Genomic DNA, 22,204 nt, shown 5'->3' on the forward strand with positions numbered 1-22,204 from the left:
GTGAGACACAAGCCACAAGCTGCAAGCTGCAAGGAAAAGCGGGGGTGGCTTCGGGTTGGGAGAGCGAGACGCTGGTTCTGGCGTAAGCGCGCCGTATAATGCTCCGGTCGCCACTTACATTTATATATTGGTTTAATGGATTGAATATGACTGAACAGCAACCTGTTGCAGTTCTGGGAGGCGGTAGCTTCGGTACCGCCGTGGCGAACCTGCTGGCGGAGAACGGTGTCCCGGTGCGGCAGTGGATGCGCGACCCGGAACAGGCCGAGGCCATGCGCCTGAACCGCGAGAACCCGCGCTACCTCAAGGGCATCCGCCTGCTGGAGGGCGTCGAGCCGGTCAATGACCTGCTGGCCACCCTGCAGGCCTGTGAACTGGTCTTCGTCGCCCTGCCATCCAGCGCCTTGCGCGTCGTGCTGGCGCCCCATGCCGAGCTGTTGCGTGGCAAATGCCTGGTCAGCCTGACCAAGGGCATCGAGGCGCAGAGCTTCAAGCTGATGAGCCAGATCCTCGAAGAGATCGCACCCCAGGCCCGCATCGGTGTGCTCTCAGGGCCGAACCTGGCCCGCGAGATCGCCGAGCATGCCCTGACCGCCACCGTGGTCGCCAGCGAGGACGAGGCGCTCTGCCAGCGCGTGCAGGCCGTCCTGCATGGGCGCACCTTCCGCGTCTACGCCAGTGCCGACCGCTTCGGCGTCGAGCTCGGCGGTGCGCTGAAGAACGTCTATGCGATCATCGCCGGCATGGCCGTGGCCCTGGGCATGGGCGAAAACACCAAGAGCATGCTGATTACCCGCGCCCTGGCGGAAATGACCCGCTTCGCCGTGAGCCTGGGCGCCAACCCCATGACCTTCCTCGGCCTCGCCGGCGTGGGCGACCTGATCGTCACCTGCTCCTCACCCAAGAGCCGCAACTACCAGGTCGGCCATGCCCTGGGCCAGGGCCTGACCCTGGAGCAGGCGGTCAGCCGCCTGGGCGAGGTGGCCGAGGGCGTCAACACCCTCAAGGTGCTCAAGGCCAAGGCCCAGCAGATGCAGGTCTACATGCCGCTGGTGGCGGGGCTGCACGCCATCCTGTTCGAGGGGCGCACGCTGAACCAGGTGATCGAGCACCTGATGCGTGCCGAGCCCAAGACCGATGTCGATTTCATTTCCACCAGCGGTTTCAACTGATCCGGAGCACGACATGAACGACACTGCCAACCGCGCCCAGCGCGAATCGATCATCCTGCGGGTGCTGTGGATGCTGGTTTTCCTGGTGATCTGGCAACTGGCCGAACTGTTGCTCGGTGGCCTGGTGCTGGTCCAGCTGATCTATCGCCTGATCTATGGCGCACCCAGCGCCAGCCTGATGAACTTCGGCGACAGCCTGAGCCAGTACCTGGCGCAGATTGGCCGCTTCGGCACCTTCCACAGCGACCAGAAACCCTGGCCGTTCGCCGACTGGCCGGCGCCACGCGCCCCTGAGGGCGAGACGCCGCATGCGGTGGCGCCGGCGGCGCATCCGGTACGCGACGAGGAGCCGAAGCTGTGAAGGTCTGGGTGCTGCGCCATGGCGAGGCCGAGCCGCGTGCCAACAGCGATGCCGAGCGGCGCCTGACCGCCCACGGCCGCGAGCAGGTCCTGCGCAGCGCTGCACGCCTACTGGGCCAGCCACTGCAGGCGATCCTTGCCAGCCCCTACGTGCGGGCGCAGCAGACCGCGGCGCTGGTGCACGAGGCCCTCGGTTTCGCCGAGCCGGTGCGCACCGTGCCCTGGCTCACGTCCGACCACGATGCCGGGCAGGTGATCGGCGAGCTGGAGCGCCTGGGGCTGGAGCAGGTGCTGCTGGTCAGCCACCAGCCGCTGGTGGGGACTTTGGTTGGCCTGTTGGAGCATGGCCATGGCCAGCAGCCGGCGCCGATGAGCACTGCCAGCCTGGCCGAGCTGGAGGGGGACTGGCCGCTGGCGGGGGTGATGACGTTGCGTGGCCTGTATCATCCTGGTTGAGGCTTGGCTATAGCGGCCCCAGCATTTGCCAAACCCAGCGCTGTAGAAGGGGTAGACCCTAAAGCGCGCTGGCGGTCCAGGCCGCAAATGACCTGATCGTCATGGGCGATGACCTTTCCGAACGTTGCCGCCCCGGCGCACCTTGCCGACAATGGGCCATCATCCCCCACGCGGTCCCGGCGGTCATGTCGCAGCAGATCTTCTTCGCCCACGCCAACGGCTTCCCTTCGGCCACTTACGGCAAGCTGTTCGCTGCCCTGGCGCCGGACTACCAGGTCCGGCACCTGGCGCAGCATGCCCACGACCCGCGCTTCCCGGTGAACGACAACTGGCAGAACCTGGTCGACGAACTGCTGCACCACCTGGCCCGCCAGGACCAGCCGGTATGGGGTGTCGGGCATTCCCTCGGCGGGGTGCTGCACCTGCATGCCGCCCTGCGTTGCCCACAGTACTACCGCGGCGTGGTGATGCTCGACTCGCCAGTGCTGACCCGCGCTGACCAGTGGCTGATCCGCGCAGCCAAGCGCTTCGGTTTCATCGACCGGATCACCCCGGCCGGCCGTACCCTGGGCCGACGCGAGGCCTTCGCCGACCGTGAGAGCGCACGGGCCTACTTCGCCAGCAAGACATTGTTCCGGCACTTCGATCCCGAGTGCTTGGAGGCCTACCTGGAGCATGGCCTGCAGGCTGGCCAGGAGGGGCTGCACCTGCGCTTCGACCCCGCCACGGAGATCCGTATCTACCGCAGCATCCCCCATGTCAGCCCGGCACCGGCGCGTCAGTTGCAGGTGCCGTTGGCGATGGTCCGTGGCGATCGCAGCCGAGTGATCCGCCGCCATCACGCCCTGGCGGTGCGGGGCATGCCACGGGGCGAGTACCATTGTGTGCCGGGTGGGCACATGTTCCCGCTGGAGCGGCCAGACGATACCGCCAGCCTGATCAAGGGGCTGTTCGACCGCTGGAGCCAGGCATGAGCGCCCAGGTCGAGGAGATCCGCCTGAGCCTGGGCCATATCGAACTGGCGGCGCACCTGTTCGGCCCGGCCGATGGCGTGCCGGTGATCGCCCTGCATGGCTGGCTGGACAACGCCAACAGCTTCGTCCGCCTGGCGCCACGGTTGAAGGGCCTGCGCATCGTCGCCCTGGACCTGGCCGGGCACGGCTACTCCGAGCATCGTCCGCCCGGCGCCGGCTACGCCCTGGCCGACTATGCCCATGACGTGCTGCGGGTTGCCGAGCAACTGGGCTGGCCGCGTTTCGGCCTGCTCGGGCATTCGCTGGGGGCGATCATCTCGGTGCAGCTGGCCGGCGCCTTGCCGGAGCGGGTCAGCCACCTGGCGTTGATCGATGGCGTCCTCCCGCCCACGGCGGACGAGCAGGGCGCCGCCGAACGCCTGGGGATGGCGCTGCAGGCGCAACTGCGCCTGGAGGGCAAGCGCAAGTCGGTCTACGCGACCCTGGAAGAGGGTGTGCAGGCGCGGATGAAGGGCATGGTCGCGGTCAGCCGTGAAGCCGCCGAACTGCTCGCCCAGCGCGGCCTGATGCCGGTGCCGGGCGGCTACAGCTGGCGCAGCGACAGCCGCTTGACCTTGCCGTCGGCGGTGCGTTTGAACCACGCCCAGGCCATGGCCTTCGTGCAGCGGGTCAGTTGCCCGGTCTGCCTGGTGGTGGCCGCTGACGGCATGCTCGCTCGCCACACGGCGTTGCTGGAGCAGCTACCCTTTGAGCAGGCCATGCTACCCGGGGGCCATCACCTGCACCTGAACGACGAACAGGGGGCAGCCCTTGTTGCAGACTGTTTCAATCGCTTCTTCGGCTTTTCTTGACTTGCACCGGACAAGTGTCGAGGCTTGGCGGGTTGAACAGGGAGACAACCATACATGCCAGACATCCATGAGCTTTTCACCGGCGCCGCCTGCGGCAAGGGTGGCCGATGAGCGCGCGTGCACCCATTCGTACCTTCATCGTCGGCTGCCTGGGCTTCGCCAGCCCACTGCTGTGGGCCGCTAGCCTGCCGGTACCGGTGGATGCCAAGGTGGTCGACCAGCGCCCGGCGGTGGAGCAGGAGCGGGTCTACCCCATGGGAGGACTGCGCAGGATCAGTGGGCGGCTGCGGGTCGAGGAGAAGGTCGAGAGCCGTGGCCTGGTCAGTTCCGTCACCTACGAGCTGCCTGTCGAGCGCACCGCCCGCGAGGCGTTCACCAGTGCCCGCGAAGCCCTGCAGCGCGAGGGCGGCTATCCGCTGTTCTGGTGCCAGGGGCGTGACTGCGGCGAGGCCAGCCTGTGGGCCAACCAGGTGTTCGGCAATGCTCGCCTCAACGGCGGCGACGAGCAGCAGGCGTTCATCCTCCTGCGTCGCTCCGCCGAAGAGGCCGATACCCTGGTCGCGCTCTACAGCGTGACCCGTGGCAACCGCCGGGCCTACCTGCATGTCGAGGAGTTCGTCGCCAGCAGCCCGCTGGGCGAACTGCTGCCGACCCCGGCCACGGTGCTGCGCGAACTGCGCGACACCGGCAAGCTGGACTACCCTGATCTTGCCTCCCCGCAACCGGCCTGGGTGGCTTTGCTCGGGCGCAGCCTGAACCTGGACAGCACCCTGCGCGCCAGCCTCAGCGGCAGCGAGGCCGAGGCCTGGCGCGAGGAGCTGGTCAAGGCCGGCGTGCGCAGCGCCCGCCTGGAGGTGGGGGAGGCGACGACGACCGGGCTGCACCTGGAACTGATCCGTTGAGTGAGCGCCGGCATGGCCAACAATGACCGCCTGTTGATCCAGATCCTCCTGCTGGCCTTGCTGGGCGCCGGCCTGTGGGTGATGGCACCGTTCATCTCGGCGCTGCTCTGGGGCGCCATCCTGGCGTTCGCCAGCTGGCCGCTGATGCGTCTGCTCACCCGGGCGCTGGGTGGGCGCGAAACCCTTGCCGCCAGCCTGTTGACGGCGGCGTGGATTCTCGTGGTGGCCTTGCCCCTGGTGTGGCTGGGTTTCAACCTGGCCGACCATATCCGCGATGCCACCGCCTTCGTGCGGGACGTGCAGGTCGACGGCCTGCCTGATGCACCGGCCTGGCTGGGCAGTATCCCCTTCGTCGGCGAGCGCCTGGTCGGTTGGTGGGAGTCCCTCGACCAGCAAGGCGCGGCCCTGCTGGCCTCGGCCAAGCCCTACCTGGGCCAGGTGGGTAACTGGTTGCTGGCGCGCAGTGCGCAGATCGGCAGTGGTGTCCTCGAGCTGACCTTGAGCCTGGTCTTCGTGTTCTTCTTCTACCGTGACGGCCCGCGCCTGGCGGCCTTCGTCCTGCGCCTGCTGCAGCGGCTGATGGGCGAGCGCGCCGAGTACTACCTCGACCTGGTGGCCGCCACCGTGCAACGGGTGGTCAACGGCGTGATCGGCACCGCCGCGGCCCAGGGCCTGCTGGCGATGATCGGTTTCCTGATCGCCGGCGTGCCGGGGGCCATCGTCCTTGGCCTGGTCACCTTCATGCTCAGCCTGATCCCCATGGGCCCGCCGCTGGCCTGGATCCCCGCCACCGCCTGGCTGGCGTGGAAGGGCGAGTACGGCATGGCGGTGTTCCTCGGGATCTGGGGCACCTTCATCATCAGCGGCGTGGACAACGTGCTCAAGCCGTACCTGATCAGCCGTGGCGGCAACCTGCCGCTGGTGATCGTCCTGCTCGGCGTCTTCGGCGGCTTGATCGCCTTCGGTTTCATCGGCCTGTTCATCGGCCCGACCTTGTTGGCGGTGGGCTACAGCCTGCTGCTCGACTGGAGTCGCAACGTTGGGCAGCAAACACCGCAACGGTAAGCTGCAAGCTGCAAGCTGCAAGAAAAAGCGAGACCGAGTGAGCAACACGATCCGCTTTTGCTTGCAGCTTGAGGCTCTGAACTGCGCCGAAACCTTTACGCATTCTTTATGCCCTGAGACCCGCTCCGGCCTCGTTCCTTTACGCCCCGTTCTTCGACAATTTCCCTGAAGCGGCCGACGCCGCAAGAAGGGGAGATTCGCATGAACAGGCTCGATGAGGTGTCGCTGCTCCTGGCAGTGGCGTTGGCGGTGTACCTGCTGGTGGCGCTGCTGCGCGCCGATCGCGGCTAGGGGGCGGCCATGCACGGTCATGACTTCGCATTGCTGCTGGCCTTCTTCGCCATCGTGCTGCTGCCAGCGCCCTGGCTTGGGCGTTTCTACTACAAGGTGATGGAAGGCCAGCGCACCTGGCTGTCGCCGATCCTCGGCCCGTTGGAGCGGGCCTGTTACCGCCTGGCCGGGGTGCGTGCCGACCAGGAGCAGAACTGGAAGCAGTACGCCCTGGCCCTGCTGACCTTCAACCTGGTCGGCTTCGTGCTGTTGTTCGCCTTGTTGTCGCTACAGGGCCACCTGCCGCTCAACCCGCAGCACCTGCCCGGCCAGGAGTGGTCGCTGGCGTTCAACACCGCGGTGAGCTTCGTCACCAACACCAACTGGCAGGCCTACAGTGGCGAGACGTCGCTCAGCTACCTGAGCCAGATGCTCGGCCTGACCGTGCAGAACTTCGTCAGCGCGGCTACCGGCCTTGCCGTGCTGGTCGCCTTGTGCCGGGGGATCACCCGGCGTTCGGCTTCGACCCTGGGCAACTTCTGGGTCGACATGACCCGCGCCACCCTCTATGGCCTGCTGCCGTTATGCCTGCTGCTGGCACTGGCGCTGGTCTGGCAGGGCGTACCGCAGACCTTCGCCGACGCTGTTCAGGCCATGACCTTGCAAGGTCATGAGCAGACCATCCCCCTGGGGCCAGCCGCCAACCAGATCGCCATCAAGCAGTTGGGTACCAACGGTGGTGGCTTCTTCGGCAGCAATTCGGCACATCCCTTCGAGAACCCCACGGCCTGGAGCAACCTGTTCGAGGTGGCCTCGATCATTCTCATCCCCGTGGCCCTGGTCTTCATGTTCGGCCACTACGTCAAGGACCTGCGCCAAAGCCGGGCGATCCTCGCCTGCATGCTTGCCCTGTTCCTGATGGGGGGCAGCGTCGCGCTGTGGTCCGAGCACCAGCCCAACCCGGCCCTGGACAGCGTCCAGGTGCAGCAGCAGGCACCGCTGGAAGGCAAGGAAAGCCGCGTCGGCATCACCGGCTCGGTACTCTGGACAGTGACCACCACCGCGGCTTCCAACGGCTCGGTCAACGCCATGCACGACAGCCTCAACCCGCTCACCGGCCTGGTGGCCATGCTCGACATGATGGTCGGCGAGGTGATCTTCGGCGGTGTCGGCGCAGGGCTGTACGGCATGTTGCTGTTCGTGTTGATCACGGTGTTCCTGGCCGGGCTGATGATCGGCCGCACGCCGGAGTACCTGGGCAAGAAGCTGCAGGCCCGCGAGGTGCAGTTGCTGGTGGCGAGCCTGCTGGTGATGCCGGTCGGCGTGCTGGTGCTGGGGGCGATCGCGGCGAGCCTGCCGAGCGCTGCCGGTGCGGTCAGCAACCCGGGCGCCCATGGCTTCAGCCAACTGCTGTATGCCTACACCTCCGGCACCGCCAACAACGGCTCGGCCTTCGCTGGCTTCGGCGCCAACACGGTCTTCCACAACCTGATGATCGGCCTGGCCATGCTCATCGGCCGCTTCGGCTACATCCTGCCGGTACTGGCCCTGGCCGGTAGCCTGGCGGCGAAGACGAGCGCGCCCCAGGGGCTGAACAGCTTCCCCACCCATGGCCCGCTGTTCGCCACCCTGCTGTTGCTGACCATCCTACTGGTGGGCGGCCTGACCTTCCTGCCAACCCTGGCCCTTGGGCCGATCGCCGAACACCTGAGCCTTGGTTTCTGAGGAACGCACCATGAACATGCCCATTTCTGAAGTGAAAGCGCAGCGTGGCGGGGCGGATCACACCCGTTTTTCCGCGCTCTGGCGCCCGGCCCTGGTGCAGGCGTTCCTCAAACTCGACCCCCGCCAGCTCAAGCGCTCGCCGGTGATGTTGGTGGTGGCCCTGACGGCCACCCTCACCAGCGTACTGTGCGCCGTGCCTGGCAGCGGTGTCGGTACTGGCGTGGCGCTGCAGATCACCTTGTGGCTGTGGTTCACGGTATTGTTCGCCAACTTCGCCGAGGCGCTGGCCGAAGGCCGTGGCAGGGCCCGTGCCGACAGCCTCAAGGCGGGCAGCCAGGGCATGAGTGCCCGGCGCCGCACCGCCAGCGGCGATTTCGAACAGGTATCGGCCAGCGAATTGCGCAAGGACGATGTGGTCAAGGTGCTGGCCGGTGAGCTGATCCCCGGCGATGGCGAAGTGCTCGAGGGCATCGCCGCGGTCAACGAGGCCGCCATCACCGGCGAGTCCGCCCCGGTGATCCGCGAGTCCGGGGGCGACCGCTCGGCGGTGACCGGTAACACCCGCCTGGTTTCCGACTGGCTGCTGGTGCGCATCACCAGCAACCCCGGCGAGTCGACCCTGGACCGCATGATCGCCCTGGTCGAAGGTGCCAAGCGGCAGAAGACGCCCAACGAGATCGCCCTGGACATTCTGCTGATCGGCCTCACCCTGATCTTTCTGATCGTGGTGGTGACCCTGCAGCCATTCGCGCATTTCGCCGGCGGCAGCCTGCCGCTGATCTTCCTCGCCGCCTTGTTGGTGACTTTGATACCGACCACGATCGGCGGCCTGCTCTCGGCCATCGGCATCGCCGGCATGGACCGCCTGGTCCGGTTGAACGTCATCGCCCGTTCCGGCCGCGCCGTGGAGGCCGCCGGCGACGTGCACACGCTGATGCTCGACAAGACCGGCACCATCACCTTCGGCAACCGCCGTTGCAGCGCCGTGCACCCCGCGCCGGGCGTCAGCGCCCGCGAGCTGGGGGAGGGTGCCTTGCTCGCCTCGCTGGCCGACGACACCGCCGAGGGCAAGTCGATCGTCGAGTACCTGCGCCAGCGGCAGGACGTGATCGAGCCGCCTGGCGAGCAGCCGTTCGAACCGATCGCCTTCAGCGCCGAAACCCGCCTGTCGGGCGTCGATTTCCAGCAGCGCCGCTATCGCAAGGGCGCCGTCGACGCGGTACTGGCCTTCGTGGGTTTGCCACGCGAGGAAATGCCGGTGCCCCTGGCCCGTGAAATCGAGCGCATCGCCCAGGGTGGCGGTACGCCGTTGCTGGTCTGCCTCGACACGCGCCTGTTGGGGGTGATCCACCTCAAGGATGTGGTCAAGCCCGGTATCCGCGAGCGCTTCGCCGAGTTGCGCAAACTTGGCATCCGTACCGTGATGGTGACGGGCGACAACCCGCTGACTGCCGCCGCCATCGCAGCCGAGGCGGGCGTGGACGATGTGCTGGCCGAGGCCACGCCGGAGAAGAAGCTGGCGCGCATCCGCCAGGAGCAGAACGAAGGCCGTCTGGTAGCCATGTGCGGCGACGGCGCCAACGACGCCCCGGCACTGGCCCAGGCCGATGTCGGCATGGCCATGAACGATGGCACCCAGGCAGCCCGCGAGGCGGCCAACATGGTCGACCTGGACAGCGACCCGACCAAGCTGCTGGATGTGGTCCAGGTGGGCAAGGAGCTGCTGGTTACCCGCGGCGCGCTGACCACCTTCTCCATCGCCAACGACGTGGCCAAGTACTTCGCCATCCTGCCGGCGCTGTTCGCCTCGATCCACCCACAACTGGGCGTGCTCAACCTGATGCACCTGGCCAGCCCACGGAGCGCGATCCTCTCGGCGATCGTGTTCAACGCGCTGATCATCATCGTGCTGATCCCGCTGGCCCTGCGCGGTGTGCGGGTACAGGCGGCGAGCGCGGCGCACCTGTTGCGGCGCAACCTGCTGATCTACGGCATGGGTGGGATCATCGTGCCGTTCGCCGGCATCAAGCTGATCGACCTCTTGCTCAATGCCTTGCACCTAGTTTGAAGGAGATGAACATGAACCCTTGTGTACGCCCAGCCGTGAGCCTGATCCTGCTGATGAGCCTGGTCACCGGCGTGCTCTACCCCTTGCTGGTGACCGGCATCGCCCAGGCCGCCTTCCCCGGGCAAGCCAACGGCAGCCTGGTCCGCGACGAGCAGGGCCGGGTGCGCGGTTCGCTGCTGATCGCCCAGGGTTTCACGGGGGATGCCTGGTTCCAGGCACGCCCTTCGGCGGCCGGCTATGCCACGCTCCCCAGCGGTGCCAGCAACCTGTCGCCCAGCAACCCAGCACTGGCCGAGCGGGGCCGGGCCGATGCCGGTGCGCTGTACCAGGCGCAGCAGGGGCCGGTGCCCCTGGCGCTGCTGACCACCTCCGGCAGCGGCCTGGACCCGCACCTGCCGCCCGAGGCGATCGCCTACCAACTCCCTCGTGTGGCGGCGGCGCGCCAGGTTGCGGTGGAGCGCTTGCAAGTGCTGGTGGATGAGGCCACCCTGCAGCCATTGGTCGGCCCGCCAGTGGTCAACGTGCTGGCTCTGAACCAGGCCTTGGAACGCCTGGCGCCAGTTGGCGACAATGCCGGACGTTGATGTTGGGGCCGCGAAGCAGGCCCAGGACTCCTGATCGCCGTACACGTAAAGGATGCAACATGAGTGATTCCGCCCGCGCCGATGCGCTGCTGGCGAGCCTGCCGCGCGAGGGGCGCGGCAAGCTCAAGGTGTTTCTCGGGGCCGCGCCCGGCGTGGGCAAGACCTACGCCATGCTGCAGGCTGCACATGCCCAGCAGCGCCAGGGGGTACGGGTGCTGGCCGGGGTCGTCGAGACCCACGGCCGCGCCGAGACCGAGGCGCTGCTCGGCGGCCTGGCGCAGCAACCCTTGCTACGCAGCGAATACCGTGGGGTGATCCTCGAGGAAATGGACCTGGACGGCTTGCTCGAGGCCGCTCCCTCCCTCGTGTTGGTCGATGAACTGGCGCACACCAATGCCCCGGGCAGCCGTCATGCCAAGCGCTGGCAGGATGTCCAGGAGTTGCTGGGCAGCGGCATCGACGTATACACCACGGTCAACGTCCAGCACCTGGAGAGCCTCAACGACAAGGTGCGCGACATCACCGGCGTGCAGGTGCGCGAGACCGTACCGGACTGGGTCCTGCAGGAGGCCTTCGAGCTGGTGCTGATCGACCTGCCGCCGCGCGAGCTGCTCGAGCGCTTGCGCGAGGGCAAGGTCTATGTGCCGGAGCAGGCACGGGCGGCGATCGATGCCTTCTTCTCCCAGACCAACCTCACCGCCCTGCGCGAACTGGCCATGCAAACCGCCGCGGCCCAGGTCGATGCCGACCTGGCCCACGGCTACCGCCAGCGTGGCCAGGAGGCACCGGCCCTGCGCGGGCGTCTGCTGGTCGGTGTCGACAGCGACGACCAGGCCGAGCGCCTGGTGCGCCATGCCAGCCGGGTGGCGCAACGCCGCCACCTGCCCTGGAGCATGGTCCATGTGGACAGCGGCCGCCTGCGCGACGAAACCGCGCGCCAGTGCTTGCAGGCGGCCCAGCAACTGGCCGAACGCCTGGGGGGCGAGGTGGTGGTGCTGCGTGGGGGCGAAGTGGCGCGAACCCTCATCCAGCATGCCACCGAGCGTCGGGCCAGCCTGGTGTTGGTGGGGCAATCCCGCAATCGCCTGCGACGACGCTTCTTCGGGGCCGGTGTGGCAGCGCGCTTGTTGCGCGAAAGCCATGGCCTGGAGATCAACGTGCTCGACCGCGATGAACAACCGCAGCCGGTGCGGGTGGCGGTCAAACGGGTCTGGGCCTGGCGTCACTACGTGCTGGCGCTACTGGCCACCGCGCTGGCCTCTGGCCTGGCGTGGGCGGTGTCGAGCGTGCTGGCCTTGCCCAACATTTCCCTGGTGTTCCTCGCCGCGGTGCTGATGGTGGCGGTGCGCAGCAGCCTGGGCCCGGCCCTGGTGTGCGCGGCGCTGTCGTTCCTGGCCTACGCCTTCTTGTTCATTCCACCGAACTTCTCCTTGAGCATCCAGCGCGAAGAGGACGTGCTGACCTTGATGTTCTTCCTGTTCATGGCCGCGCTGACCGGCAACCTGGCCACGCGCCAGCGCCGCCAGTTGCAGGCCCTGCGCGAAACCCAGGCCGAGACCAGCCAATTGCTCGAGCTGTCGCGGCGATTGACCGTGGCCACCGACCGCCAGGCGGTCTTCAACGCCGCCGGCCAGCACTTGGGCGGCTGGCAGGACGTGCAGGTGTGCCTGTTGGAGCGCGACGGCGAAGGATTGCTGCGGGTAGCCGGCGGCCAGGCGTCGTCATTCACCGACAACGAACGCGCCGCTGCCGAGTGGGCCTGGCAGCATGGCCAGGCCGCCGGCCATGGCAGCGACACCTTGCCCCATGGCCGCTGGTGGTGGTGGCCGTTGTCGGTGGAGGCGCAGCCGTTGGCCCTGCTCGGCGTGCTGCCGCGTTCCGGCGAACCGTTGAGCGCCCAGCGCCGGCGACTGCTCATGGCCCTTGGCGAGCCGCTGGCCCAGGCGCTGGCGCGGGCCAGGCTGGCCGAGCAGCTGGAGGCGGCGCGGCTGCAGGGCGAAACCGAGCAACTGCGCAGCGCCTTGCTGGCCTCCGTCTCCCACGACCTGCGCACGCCCCTGACGGCCATGCGCGGCAGTATCGACAGCCTGCTCGCCCTGGGTGACGCGATCCCCCCCGATGACCGCCGGGACTTGCTGGAAGGCACTCGCAACGAGGCCGAGCGCCTGGACCGCTACATCCAGAACCTGCTGGACATGACCCGCCTGGGCCATGGCGGCCTGAAGCTCGCCCGTGACTGGGTCGCACCGGCGGACATCGTCGGCAGCGCACTGAATCGCCTGCGTGTGGTGCTGGCGCCGTTGCGCGTGCACACCGAGGTGCCCGCCGAGCTGCCGTTGCTGTTCGTGCACGCGGCGTTGATCGAGCAGGCGCTGGTCAACGTGCTGGAGAATGCCGCGCGCTTCTCGCCGGCCAAGGGGCGCCTGGAGCTGCGGGTCACGACGCAGGACGAGCAGTTGTGTTTCGCTGTCAGCGACCAGGGGCCGGGCATTCCGGTGGCCGAGCGGGAAAAGATCTTCGACATGTTCTACACCGCGGCGCGTGGTGACCGGGGAGGGCAAGGCACCGGCTTGGGCTTGGCCATCTGCCAAGGCATGATCGGTGCCCATGGCGGGCGGATCCTGGTCGGCGAAGGCATCGATGGCCAGGGCACCTGCATCACTCTATGCTTGCCGTTGCCCACTCAACCTGAGCCTGAACGCGAAACCCCATGAGCCAGCCCGCCACCCTCCTGGTCATCGACGACGAGCCGCAGATCCGCAAGTTCCTGCGTATCAGCCTGGTGTCCCAGGGCTACAAGGTGATCGAAGCCGCCACCGGTGGCGAGGGTTTGGCCCAGGCTGCCCTCGCGCGGCCCGACCTGGTGGTGCTGGACCTGGGGTTGCCGGACATGGACGGCCAGCAGGTCTTGCGCGAGCTACGCGAGTGGAGTGCGGTGCCGGTGATGGTGCTGTCGGTGCGGGCCAGCGAGGTGCAGAAGGTCGATGCCCTGGACGGTGGGGCCAATGACTATGTGACCAAGCCGTTCGGCATCCAGGAGTTCCTTGCGCGCATCCGCGCCTTGCTTCGCCACGCCCCGCAAACCGGTGCCGTGGAGTCGGTAGCGAGCTTCGGCCCGCTGACCGTGGATTTCGCCTACCGCAAAGTGATGCTCGACGGCGTCGAGGTGCCCCTGACCCGCAAGGAGTACGCCTTGCTGGCACAACTGGCGGCGCATCCCGGGCGGGTGATCACCCAGCAGCAACTGCTCAAGGACATCTGGGGGCCGACTCATGTGGACGATACCCACTACCTGCGGATCGTCGTGGCGCATGTGCGGCAGAAGCTCGGCGATGACCCGACCGCGCCACGCTTCATCATCACCGAGGCAGGGGTGGGCTATCGGTTGGTGGCGCCTGGGCAGCCGTGAGGTCCAGGCTGAAGTTGCCTGGCTTCATCGATATACTGACGCGCAGAGAACATACGGCTGACGAAGGGCCCTGTGGGAGCGGGCTTGCCCGCGATCACCGACAAAGTCGGTGCCATACACCCCGATGCTTATTTCGTGGAGCCCGCACGGTGCCGAAGTGATTTTTGGCCTAGACATGGCTCAGGGTTCTGTTTGCAGGATGACTTCGAGCAGGCCTTGCGGAACAGCCTTGGGGTCGAACCTTCGAGCGGCCAACAGGAAACGTTCGAGCAGCTCATCTTTTTCGAAGCGCGTTCCTGGCGGGCAGGTCAGTGCGGCGTAGGGCGTTTTCATCAAGGGGTGATCGATGAACGGGTTGGCTAGCCCCAAAGAGCGACGCAGGTTGAGGATGGCCAGGATTTCGGCGGGGTAGACCGCTTCGAAGGGGGAGCCGAATTCGAAGTTGCCGGAGTCGAGTTCGCGGGAGGTCAGGGCGATGCGTTCGACATGGGTATCGCAGGCGGCGAGTAGAACGGGAAGCAGCTTCTCGGGATCGGGCTCGCGCCAGTGGGCGACCAGTTGGCCCCAGGCGGGGTCGCGGGGCAGGGCATGTTTGTCGAGGTCGAGCGGTTTGCCGAGCCAGTCGCCGATGATGGTCAGGCCGAAGGCGGCGTAGCGTAGGGTGGTGCCGAGGGGTAAGTTGTGACCGTCACGAACGCCGTAGCCGTTCTCAAGGCCAGCGAAAACAGCCCGGTGGAAGGGCTCGATCAGACTGAATTGGCCTGTGGCTAATGCACACAGCATTATGTGAGTAATGCCATCTAAATCGTCAAAGCTTATATTTCGAGTGCCTTGGAGTCTCTTGATTAGTATCGAGTTGGCTACTACTAATATTCTGGTGCCCGCGGCTATCTGCTTTTTTGATGTTGTGGATGAGTTGGAAAGTGTTTGAAAAGCTTTTCCGATCTGGTTCATGCCAAGCATGAAAAATTCGTCGGCCGCAATTCCGACGGAACCGCCGCGCTCTACGTAGTTTGTGATGTTGTTGATGTCTTGGGGAAGCTCGCTAAGTGCCCAGGAGTGGATTGTGTTCAGGCTTTTTATAAGGCGTGCTTGTGGTTTTTTAATCATGTGAAGTCCATTTGTTGAGTTGTATTTCGGTTACATTTCCTGTCAGGGGTGTCTATTGGCGTGTGTTATTTATGAGGTTCTGTTGTCGGTTAATTTTCATGTGTTGTTTTTAACTTGGAAGCAAAGGCGAGGTCGGCTTGCATTAATGTCTCTGCTTTCCATCCTTGGTGCTGCTTACTTATTAAGTCTTTGATACGTTGCAACCTCTCAGCGCCTCCGACCGCCTGGCTTTTCAGAAACCAGGTGTCTTGCTCTTATCCAGCGTCGTCTTCGCCTCGATTACCAATAACGTCCCTTCTTCAAACCGCATCTCTTCCACCGGCGCCACCCCCTTCAATCCATCGATGTGATGGCGCATTTCATTGGTCGTCGGATTCCTCACTCAGCTTGCCGTGTTCGTTTGCAGCACGGCTTCATAGAGACCCTCCGGAACAGCCTCGGGATCGTATTTTCGAGCGGCCAACAGGAAACGTTCGAGCAGCTCATCTTTTTCGAAGCGCGTTCCTGGCGGGCAGGTCAGTGCGGCGTAGGGCGTTTTCATCAACGGGTGATCGATGAAAGGGTTGGCCAGACCCAAAGAGCGGCGCAGGTTGAGGATGGCCAGGATTTCGGCGGGGTAGACCGCTTCGAAGGGGGAGCCGAATTCGAAGTTGCCGGAGTCGAGTTCACGGGAGGTCAGGGCGATGCGCTCGACATGGGTATCGCAGGCGGCGAGTAGAACGGGAAGCAGTTTCTCGGGATCGGGCTCGCGCCAGTGGGCGACCAGTTGGCCCCAGGCGGGGTCGCGGGGTAGGGCATGTTTGTCGAGGTCGAGCGGTTTGCCGAGCCAGTCGCCGATGATGGCCAGGCCGAAGGCGGCGTAGCGCAGGGTGGTGCCGAGGGGTAAGTTGTGACCGTCGCGAACCCCGTAGCCGTTATTCAGCCCTTTGAAAACAGTGCTATGAAAAGGCTCTATAAATTGATGCTGTCCGGTTGCAACGGCACATAGCATGAGATGGGTTATACCATCAAGGGAGTCAGTGTCTGGTTGCTTGGTGTTTTTAAGTAGCTCAATTAGAGTGGCATCGCTAACAACCATTCGGATTGTTCCGGTTGTTATGTTTTTCTGGGCCAGTGATGTCATGCCTTTAGGAGCCTGTAAAAGACCTTTCTTAATTTCAATAAGTCCCAGTCTGAATAAGTCATCGCAAGCCAATCCCAAGTCGGAGGTGTCTGCAATATAGTTGTCAAGTCTAATAGGCTGGTAAAGGTGTTTGTCAGTAGCCCAGTCATCTAAAGATCGTAGACTGCGTTGCAAGCGGTTTCTCATCATGGTTAGTTCCAGAGATTTATCTGTATGCCGTTGGGTGGGGTGGTTAGCCTGCTGGGGTTCCCCTTTGTGTCGAAAAAAACCTGTGCGTGGACGTATTGGGATTTTCCCGATCTTGTGGACGCTGCAATAGCCTGTACTTTTTCCAAAAAATCGGGGTCGTAGTCTTGCAGTTTGTCTAACTGCCATGCGCCTTTATCTTTTTTGATCAGCTCCTGAATTCGTTGCAAATTTTCAGCACCTCCGACCGCTTGGGTCTTCAGAAACCCAGGCGTCTTGCTTTTCCCCAGCGTCGTCTTCACCTCGATCACCAACAACGTTCCTTCTTCAAACCGCATCTCTTCCACCGGCGCCGTTCCCTTCAAACCATCGATGTGATGACGCATAGCCTGGGTAGTCGGATTCCTCACCTTCATCGACGGTGGCGGCGGCACATACACCAACATGTCGATCCCCTGGTCGCTCTTGTTCTTCAGCCCGAAACGGCTGGGAATGGCAGGGTCGGTGCTGTAGCCGAGGATGTTCTGCGGCTTGACGTTCCAGTGCTTGACCAGCGCCGCGGCCAAAGCCTCTTCACCCGCATCGGCCACCACCCGTGTCAAGCTGCCGCCCATGCGCACCGGCCCCACGCTGTGCTGGATCAGCGCCACCAGCCGGTCGCGCAGGGTGGTGGCCATGTAGGCGTAGTCGGCCTTGCCGCCGGTGACGTCCAGGGAAACCAGGCTGGCGTTGCGGTCCACCGCGTGCAGTTCGCTGGCCCGTACCGGCAGCCCGCCGTCGCGGGCGGGGCGCTCGATGCGGGTTTCGAGCACGGTGACTTCGCCGGCGCTGCGCTTGCCCAGGCGACGGACTTCCTCCTGGGTAAGAGCGGCATTGTCGAGCCTGACCGTGGTCACGCCGCCAGGCAGGAGCTTGTGCATCAGCCAGCGCGCACCGCCCAGGGCCGCGGGCAGCAACAAGGCCAGGTTGATGGCCATGAACACCTGCTTGCCGCGGTCCTCGGCGGTGGCGGGGTTGGCCAGCCGCGCCAGTTCGGTGAAGAAGTGTTCGCCGATGCTCAGGCCTTCGCCGGTGATCATGCGGTGGCTGCCATCGATCATGGCATCGGCGGCCAGGGCCGCTTCCAGGGCCACGAAGACGTAGCGCCCGACCGAGGCGGCGCCGGTGATGCCGCGCACCACCGGCACGAAGGCCAGCACGCCGAGGGCGAACTCGCCGGCGCCTTTGACGCCCTCCCAGGCGCGTGACCTGGCCTTGGCCTCGGCGAAGTGGCGGGCCAGTTGCTCGCTGGCCAGTTCGACGGGGTACAGCCCGGTGGGGGTATGCCAGGTATAGGGCGGGCTGATCCGATGCTCGCCGTTCTCGTCGGTGTATTCCTCGCGCGGTGCCTCGGCCCAGCGGGCGTGGGTGAAGGTGGCGAAGTAGATCTTGTGATCGCTGAAGAAGAAGTTGCGCTGCAGCTCGAAGCCCAGCCCCTGGTGGGTGCGCATGCCCATGTGGTCGAGCACTGGCGGCGCCAGGTCGTCCAGTTGCAACTGGTCATCGACGCACACCAGTTCAAGCTTTTCGGTGGCGGCGAAGGCATGGAACTCGGCGAGCCAGGCATCGCCTAGCGTGCTGCCGGCGTGTTCCAGGACCCGTTGCAGGAAGGTGTCGCGCTGATTGCGCGTCTTGTCGCGGATCCAAGGGTTACGGCGGAACCACTCGGGGCCGACGCCGTCGCGGGAGGGGATGCCCAGCAGGTGGTCGCAGCCGTCGTTGCCGTCGAGGGAGAACAGCGCGCCGGGCAGGGAGCAGGGCACGCAGAGGGTAGGGGGCACGGGCAGTGCACCGTTGCGCACGCCCTGGCGCAGCCTTTCCAGACCGGGGGGTAAAAGGGGTTCAGACATGCGAAGGTGTGTCCTTGAGTGCGCGTTGGTGAGCGGCCAGTTGCTGGCCCTGCGACGTGATCCAAGTGGCGAACAACGGCTTGAGGTAGAAGTGGCGCCCGAAAGTGATCGCCAGCAGGATGTGCCGCAGCATTGGGTTGGGGCGCCAGAGCATGAACAGAACGGGCTGTTCGAGCAGTTGGCCGAAGACGAAGCCGTCTTCTTCGCTAATCCGCTCAAGGCTGAGTTGGAACGGGGCGCTCAGGCCCTCGTCGAGGGGGAAGGGCAGCAGTTCGAAAATGAGTGGCTGGCAGCTGTAATGCAGGTCGGGTTGGCCGGGCATGCGAAGTCCTTGTCCGCCGTTTCGAGGTACCGAGCGTGCTCCGCAGAGGTTCCCTATTGCGGAGGCGTGCCGGTCGAAATGTCCAAGCCAATCTCAGGGTTGGCATGGCTGAAGGCTCGAATACTAGGCGGCGAAGTCCCAATGGACGTGCCATTAACTTCCCAAGAGTGCGTAGGAAACTTCTCTGTTTTTAATGTCTGGATTTTTCAAAGGCGGGGCGGTGTGCACGCATGAACGTGCACACTTGCTAATTGCGGTGATGGTGTCTGCTGTGCGGGTAAGCCAGCGCGACCTAATGCGCCGGCCCAGGCACCCGCGAATTCAGCGCATCATTCCCAGCTCCGCATCGTCCATCAGCGCCTTGGCCAGCGCTGCCAGGTAATACGACGCCCAAATCAGCTGGGGCTTGTCTTCCATTACCCCCGTGATGGTCATATCGCGCACGTACCCCATCAACTCCGAAGCCTGTTCGCGGGCGTATCGGCAAGGGATACCGGGTTCGATGCAAAACAGCGGGTCTGTCAGGCCTTTGCCCTGATAGAACTTTGTCTTGCCGACAGTCGTTTTGGCCCTGGTGTCATCTGTGGTCATTGCTCAATCTCCCTGAAATGGCCGGTGCTCATCCTCCGTCGCTGGGATGATCATGTTTTCGAGAGAGTGGGGGCGGGGTGGGTCGGGGACGATCTTCAACATCACGATTTTTCCTCTATGACGCGGCCACCTGCCTGCTGTCAAACAGAAGGGTGGCAGCTGTACGTGGGTTGACAGACCGGCGAAAATCGTAAAATTCCGGCGCACGCAAGCGTGCCCGCACGTACAGCCGCCATAAAGGGCGAGCCGTATACGATTTCCGTCACAGCCTGTCAAAGCTGTATCGTTGATGTGCAACGACTCGCCGAGACTAGAGCGCTGCCAGGGCGACCGCAACGGAAAAAAGGCGGCAGGAGTATGTTTGGGAAATGGACTACAGGGAAGGTGTTAAATCTGATTTTTTACTGTTTCACACCGGTCCTTCGGCAAGCCCTAACTATCAAGCAGCGCTCGGCCGTTACCCTATAAAACGTCAATCCCAAACACACCCTCACTGGTTTCCAAATCCCCACCCTTAAGCAATCGACTCCGGCTCCAAGAACGCCGCTTCCAGCAACTGCCGGGTATACGGATGCTGGGGCGCATGAAAGATCGCCTGCGCATCCCCCTGTTCCACCACATGCCCATGCTTGATCACCATCAACTGGTGACTCAGCGCCTTGACCACCGCCAGGTCATGGCTGATGAACAGGTACGTGAGGTTGTACTTGCGTTGCAGGTTGCGCAGCAGCTCCACCACCTGCCGCTGTACCGTGCGATCCAGCGCCGAGGTGGGTTCGTCGAGGAGGATCAGCGCCGGCTTGAGCACCAGGGCGCGGGCAATGGCGATACGCTGGCGCTGGCCGCCGGAAAATTCATGGGGGTAACGATGGCGGGTGCGTGGGTCGAGCCCCACTTCCTCGAGCGCCGCGATGATCGCTGCCTCCTGCTCCGCCGGTGTGCCGATGCGGTGGATGCGCAGGCCCTCGCCGACGATGTCGGCCACGCACATGCGCGGGCTGAGGCTGCCGAACGGGTCCTGGAACACCACCTGCATTTCACGGCGTAGCGGCCGCACTTGCTTCTGGTTCAGCCCTTCCAGCGCCTGGCCGTGGAAGCGGATGCCGCCCTGGCTGGAAATCAGCCGCAGGATGGCCAGGCCGAGGGTGGACTTGCCCGAACCACTTTCGCCGACGATGCCCAGGGTCTGGCCCTGGGGCAGGCTGAAGTCGATGCCGTCCACGGCCTTCACATGGTCGACGGTGCGCCGCAGCAGGCCTTTCTTGATCGGGAACCACACCCGCAGGTCAGAGACTTCCAGCAGCGGTGCGCCGACCGGGTTGTCCGCGGGGCCGCCGCTGGGTTCGGCGTTGATCAGCATCTGCGTGTAGGGGTGCTGGGGCGCGCCGAACAGGGTGGCGCAATCGGCCTGCTCGACGATCTTGCCGCTCTGCATCACGCACACCCGGTGGGCGATGCGCCGTACCAGGTTGAGGTCGTGGCTGATCAGCAGCAGGGCCATGCCCAGGCGTGCCTGCAGTTCCTTGAGCAGGTCGAGGATCTTCAGCTGCACGGTGACGTCCAGCGCCGTGGTGGGCTCGTCGGCGATCAGCAGTTCTGGCTCGTTGGCCAGCGCCATGGCGATCATCACCCGCTGGCGCTGGCCGCCGGACAGTTCGTGGGGCAGGGCCTTGAGGCGCTTGCGCGGCTCGGGGATGCCGACCATCTCGAGCAGTTCCAGGGTGCGTGCGGTGGCTTCCTTGCCCGTCAGGCCCTTGTGCAGCAGGAGGATCTCGTTGATCTGCTTCTCGATGCTGTGCAGCGGGTTCAGCGAGGTCATCGGCTCCTGGAAGATCATCGCGATACGGTTGCCGCGGATATGCTGCATGGGCTTCTCGCCCAGTTGCAGCAGGTCCTTGCCGGCGTAGCGGATGCTGCCGCTGGGGTGGCGCGCCAGGGGGTAGGGCAGCAGGCGCAGGATCGAGTGGGCGGTGACCGACTTGCCCGAGCCGCTCTCGCCGACCAGGGCCAGGGTCTCGCCCTGGCGGATGTCGAAGCTGATGCCGTCGACCACGCGATTGACCTGCTCGCCGGTGACGAACTCCACCGCCAGATCACGGACTTCGATCAGGTTCTGTTCGCTCATGTCATTTCCTCGGGTCGAAGGCATCGCGGGCGGATTCGCCGATGAACACCAGCAGGCTCAGCATGATCGCCAGCACGGCGAAGGCGCTGATGCCCAGCCAGGGGGCCTGCAGGTTGGACTTGCCCTGGGCCACCAGCTCGCCCAGCGACGGTGCGCCCGGGGGCAGGCCGAAGCCGAGGAAGTCCAGGGCGGTGAGGGTGCCGATGGCACCGGTGAGGATGAAGGGCATGAAGGTCATGGTCGAGATCATGGCGTTGGGCAGGATGTGCCGGTACATGATCGCTCCGTTGCGCATGCCCAGGGCCCGGGCGGCACGCACGTACTCCAGGTTGCGGCCCCGCAGGAACTCGGCGCGCACCACGTCCACCAGGCTCATCCAGGAGAACAGCAGCATGATCCCCAGCAGCCACCAGAAGTTCGGCTGCACGAAACTGGCCAGGATGATCAGCAGGTACAGCACCGGCAGGCCCGACCAGATTTCCAGGAAGCGCTGGCCGGCCAGGTCCACCCAGCCGCCGTAGAACCCCTGCAGGGCACCGGCGATGACGCCGACGATGGAGCTGAGCACGGTCAGCGTCAGGGCGAACAGCACCGACACGCGAAACCCGTAGATCACCCGTGCGAGCACGTCGCGGCCCTGGTCGTCGGTGCCCAGCCAGTTGTCCGCCGAGGGCGGCGCCGGGGCCGGGACCTTGAGGTCGTAGTTGATGCTCTGGTAGCTGAACGGGATCGGTGCCCATAGCACCCAGCTGTCTTTCTGCGCCAGCAGCTCGCGGATGTACGGGCTCTTGTAGTTGGCCTCCAACGGGAACTCGCCGCCGAAGGTGGTTTCTGGGTAGCGCTTGAACGCCGGGAAGTACCATTGGCCGTCGTAGCGCACGGCGATCGGCTTGTCGTTGGCGATCAGTTCGGCGCCCAGGCTCAGGCCGAACAGCACGATGAAGATCCACAGCGACCACCAGCCGCGGCGGTTGGCCTTGAAGCGCTCGAAGCGCCGGCGATTGAGAGGGGACAGGGCCATG

General features: G+C 65.0%; 21 protein-coding genes. 13 read left to right on the forward strand and 8 right to left on the reverse strand.

The window, feature by feature from the left end; translation table 11 throughout:
- The first annotated feature begins 146 nt into the window (after window positions 1-146).
- The 13 genes from ACDI39_RS26715 (at window position 147) to ACDI39_RS26775 (ending at window position 13,836) form a co-directional block, all read left to right on the forward strand.
- The gene (locus ACDI39_RS26715) at window positions 147-1,172 is read left to right on the forward strand and encodes an NAD(P)H-dependent glycerol-3-phosphate dehydrogenase (protein ID WP_225790401.1); all 1,026 of its coding nucleotides are present in this window, start codon (window positions 147-149) and stop codon (window positions 1,170-1,172) included.
- A gap of 13 nt (window positions 1,173-1,185) precedes the next feature.
- On the forward strand, window positions 1,186-1,533 hold the full coding sequence (locus ACDI39_RS26720; RefSeq protein ID WP_225790402.1) for a DUF4389 domain-containing protein: 348 nt from the start codon (window positions 1,186-1,188) through the stop codon (window positions 1,531-1,533).
- Entirely contained in the window at window positions 1,530-1,988 is a 459-nt protein-coding gene (gene sixA / locus ACDI39_RS26725) for a phosphohistidine phosphatase SixA (protein ID WP_253081567.1), read from the forward strand. The genes ACDI39_RS26720 and sixA overlap by 4 nt, the downstream gene beginning before the upstream one ends.
- A 185-nt stretch (window positions 1,989-2,173) precedes the next feature.
- Window positions 2,174-2,962 (forward strand): alpha/beta fold hydrolase, encoded by a 789-nt coding sequence (locus ACDI39_RS26730; RefSeq protein WP_225790420.1) that lies wholly within the window; start codon window positions 2,174-2,176, stop codon window positions 2,960-2,962.
- Window positions 2,959-3,813, forward strand: a complete 855-nt coding sequence (locus tag ACDI39_RS26735; RefSeq protein WP_225790404.1) for an alpha/beta hydrolase — start codon at window positions 2,959-2,961, stop codon at window positions 3,811-3,813. The genes ACDI39_RS26730 and ACDI39_RS26735 overlap by 4 nt, the downstream gene beginning before the upstream one ends.
- A 107-nt stretch (window positions 3,814-3,920) precedes the next feature.
- Complete coding sequence (locus ACDI39_RS26740; RefSeq protein WP_225790405.1) at window positions 3,921-4,715, forward strand: DUF4892 domain-containing protein; 795 nt, start codon at window positions 3,921-3,923, stop codon at window positions 4,713-4,715.
- 12 nt (window positions 4,716-4,727) lie between these two features.
- Window positions 4,728-5,780 carry an AI-2E family transporter gene (locus tag ACDI39_RS26745; protein WP_225790406.1) on the forward strand — a complete coding sequence of 351 codons (1,053 nt, stop codon included), beginning with the start codon at window positions 4,728-4,730 and terminating at the stop codon, window positions 5,778-5,780.
- Window positions 5,781-5,981: 201 nt separating this feature from the next.
- Window positions 5,982-6,071, forward strand: a complete 90-nt coding sequence (gene kdpF / locus ACDI39_RS26750; protein WP_225790407.1) for a K(+)-transporting ATPase subunit F — start codon at window positions 5,982-5,984, stop codon at window positions 6,069-6,071.
- 9 nt (window positions 6,072-6,080) lie between these two features.
- Complete coding sequence (gene kdpA, locus ACDI39_RS26755; RefSeq protein ID WP_486537174.1) at window positions 6,081-7,775, forward strand: potassium-transporting ATPase subunit KdpA; 1,695 nt, start codon at window positions 6,081-6,083, stop codon at window positions 7,773-7,775.
- 10 nt (window positions 7,776-7,785) lie between these two features.
- Entirely contained in the window at window positions 7,786-9,843 is a 2,058-nt protein-coding gene (gene kdpB, locus ACDI39_RS26760; RefSeq protein ID WP_253090998.1) for a potassium-transporting ATPase subunit KdpB, read from the forward strand.
- 11 nt (window positions 9,844-9,854) lie between these two features.
- Entirely contained in the window at window positions 9,855-10,427 is a 573-nt protein-coding gene (gene kdpC, locus ACDI39_RS26765) for a potassium-transporting ATPase subunit KdpC (protein WP_253081570.1), read from the forward strand.
- A 59-nt stretch (window positions 10,428-10,486) separates the two neighbouring features.
- On the forward strand, window positions 10,487-13,141 hold the full coding sequence (locus ACDI39_RS26770; protein WP_486537175.1) for a DUF4118 domain-containing protein: 2,655 nt from the start codon (window positions 10,487-10,489) through the stop codon (window positions 13,139-13,141).
- Window positions 13,138-13,836: a response regulator gene (locus tag ACDI39_RS26775; RefSeq protein ID WP_368816157.1), complete on the forward strand. Its 699-nt coding sequence runs from the start codon at window positions 13,138-13,140 to the stop codon at window positions 13,834-13,836. Before ACDI39_RS26770 ends, ACDI39_RS26775 begins: the two co-directional genes overlap by 4 nt.
- A 180-nt stretch (window positions 13,837-14,016) precedes the next feature.
- Here the strand turns inward: ACDI39_RS26775 and ACDI39_RS26780 are convergent, their stop codons facing one another.
- The 8 genes from ACDI39_RS26780 to ACDI39_RS26815 all read right to left on the reverse strand — a co-directional run bounded on the left by ACDI39_RS26780 (window position 14,017) and on the right by ACDI39_RS26815 (window position 22,203).
- Window positions 14,017-14,946: a hypothetical protein gene (locus tag ACDI39_RS26780; RefSeq protein WP_410045677.1), complete on the reverse strand. Its 930-nt coding sequence runs from the start codon at window positions 14,944-14,946 to the stop codon at window positions 14,017-14,019.
- A 232-nt stretch (window positions 14,947-15,178) separates the two neighbouring features.
- A complete protein-coding gene (locus tag ACDI39_RS26785) occupies window positions 15,179-15,304 on the reverse strand; it encodes a hypothetical protein (RefSeq protein ID WP_410045676.1) in 126 nt (41 codons plus the stop codon).
- 24 nt (window positions 15,305-15,328) lie between these two features.
- Window positions 15,329-16,258 (reverse strand): hypothetical protein, encoded by a 930-nt coding sequence (locus ACDI39_RS26790; protein WP_410045675.1) that lies wholly within the window; start codon window positions 16,256-16,258, stop codon window positions 15,329-15,331.
- A gap of 2 nt (window positions 16,259-16,260) precedes the next feature.
- Window positions 16,261-18,144, reverse strand: a complete 1,884-nt coding sequence (locus tag ACDI39_RS26795; RefSeq protein ID WP_486537176.1) for a hypothetical protein — start codon at window positions 18,142-18,144, stop codon at window positions 16,261-16,263.
- Window positions 18,137-18,466, reverse strand: a complete 330-nt coding sequence (locus tag ACDI39_RS26800) for a hypothetical protein (protein ID WP_486537177.1) — start codon at window positions 18,464-18,466, stop codon at window positions 18,137-18,139. The genes ACDI39_RS26795 and ACDI39_RS26800 overlap by 8 nt, the downstream gene beginning before the upstream one ends.
- A 321-nt stretch (window positions 18,467-18,787) precedes the next feature.
- Window positions 18,788-19,057, reverse strand: a complete 270-nt coding sequence (locus ACDI39_RS26805) for a DUF3077 domain-containing protein (protein ID WP_225790469.1) — start codon at window positions 19,055-19,057, stop codon at window positions 18,788-18,790.
- 514 nt (window positions 19,058-19,571) lie between these two features.
- Complete coding sequence (locus ACDI39_RS26810; protein ID WP_225790468.1) at window positions 19,572-21,182, reverse strand: ABC transporter ATP-binding protein; 1,611 nt, start codon at window positions 21,180-21,182, stop codon at window positions 19,572-19,574.
- Window position 21,183: 1 nt separating this feature from the next.
- Complete coding sequence (locus tag ACDI39_RS26815; RefSeq protein ID WP_225790467.1) at window positions 21,184-22,203, reverse strand: ABC transporter permease; 1,020 nt, start codon at window positions 22,201-22,203, stop codon at window positions 21,184-21,186.
- Window position 22,204 lies beyond the last annotated feature (1 nt).

It is taken from the genome of Pseudomonas sp. Tun-23181 (assembly GCF_057415455.1).

Excerpts from the sequence above, each read along its gene's own strand:
- kdpA (WP_486537174.1), top strand. The coding sequence starts at position 6,081 with ATGCACGGTCATGACTTCGCATTGCTGCTGGCCTTCTTCGCCATCGTG.
- kdpF (WP_225790407.1), top strand. The coding sequence starts at position 5,982 with ATGAACAGGCTCGATGAGGTGTCGCTGCTCCTGGCAGTGGCGTTGGCG.
- ACDI39_RS26720 (WP_225790402.1), top strand. The coding sequence starts at position 1,186 with ATGAACGACACTGCCAACCGCGCCCAGCGCGAATCGATCATCCTGCGG.
- kdpC (WP_253081570.1), top strand. The coding sequence starts at position 9,855 with ATGAACCCTTGTGTACGCCCAGCCGTGAGCCTGATCCTGCTGATGAGC.
- ACDI39_RS26745 (WP_225790406.1), top strand. The coding sequence starts at position 4,728 with ATGGCCAACAATGACCGCCTGTTGATCCAGATCCTCCTGCTGGCCTTG.
- ACDI39_RS26775 (WP_368816157.1), top strand. The coding sequence starts at position 13,138 with ATGAGCCAGCCCGCCACCCTCCTGGTCATCGACGACGAGCCGCAGATC.
- ACDI39_RS26805 (WP_225790469.1), bottom strand. The coding sequence starts at position 19,057 with ATGACCACAGATGACACCAGGGCCAAAACGACTGTCGGCAAGACAAAG.
- ACDI39_RS26815 (WP_225790467.1), bottom strand. The coding sequence starts at position 22,203 with ATGGCCCTGTCCCCTCTCAATCGCCGGCGCTTCGAGCGCTTCAAGGCC.
- ACDI39_RS26715 (WP_225790401.1), top strand. The coding sequence starts at position 147 with ATGACTGAACAGCAACCTGTTGCAGTTCTGGGAGGCGGTAGCTTCGGT.
- ACDI39_RS26740 (WP_225790405.1), top strand. The coding sequence starts at position 3,921 with ATGAGCGCGCGTGCACCCATTCGTACCTTCATCGTCGGCTGCCTGGGC.
- ACDI39_RS26730 (WP_225790420.1), top strand. The coding sequence starts at position 2,174 with ATGTCGCAGCAGATCTTCTTCGCCCACGCCAACGGCTTCCCTTCGGCC.
- kdpB (WP_253090998.1), top strand. The coding sequence starts at position 7,786 with ATGAACATGCCCATTTCTGAAGTGAAAGCGCAGCGTGGCGGGGCGGAT.
- ACDI39_RS26785 (WP_410045676.1), bottom strand. The coding sequence starts at position 15,304 with ATGCGCCATCACATCGATGGATTGAAGGGGGTGGCGCCGGTGGAAGAG.
- ACDI39_RS26790 (WP_410045675.1), bottom strand. The coding sequence starts at position 16,258 with ATGATGAGAAACCGCTTGCAACGCAGTCTACGATCTTTAGATGACTGG.
- ACDI39_RS26780 (WP_410045677.1), bottom strand. The coding sequence starts at position 14,946 with ATGATTAAAAAACCACAAGCACGCCTTATAAAAAGCCTGAACACAATC.
- ACDI39_RS26795 (WP_486537176.1), bottom strand. The coding sequence starts at position 18,144 with ATGTCTGAACCCCTTTTACCCCCCGGTCTGGAAAGGCTGCGCCAGGGC.
- ACDI39_RS26810 (WP_225790468.1), bottom strand. The coding sequence starts at position 21,182 with ATGAGCGAACAGAACCTGATCGAAGTCCGTGATCTGGCGGTGGAGTTC.
- ACDI39_RS26800 (WP_486537177.1), bottom strand. The coding sequence starts at position 18,466 with ATGCCCGGCCAACCCGACCTGCATTACAGCTGCCAGCCACTCATTTTC.
- ACDI39_RS26735 (WP_225790404.1), top strand. The coding sequence starts at position 2,959 with ATGAGCGCCCAGGTCGAGGAGATCCGCCTGAGCCTGGGCCATATCGAA.
- ACDI39_RS26770 (WP_486537175.1), top strand. The coding sequence starts at position 10,487 with ATGAGTGATTCCGCCCGCGCCGATGCGCTGCTGGCGAGCCTGCCGCGC.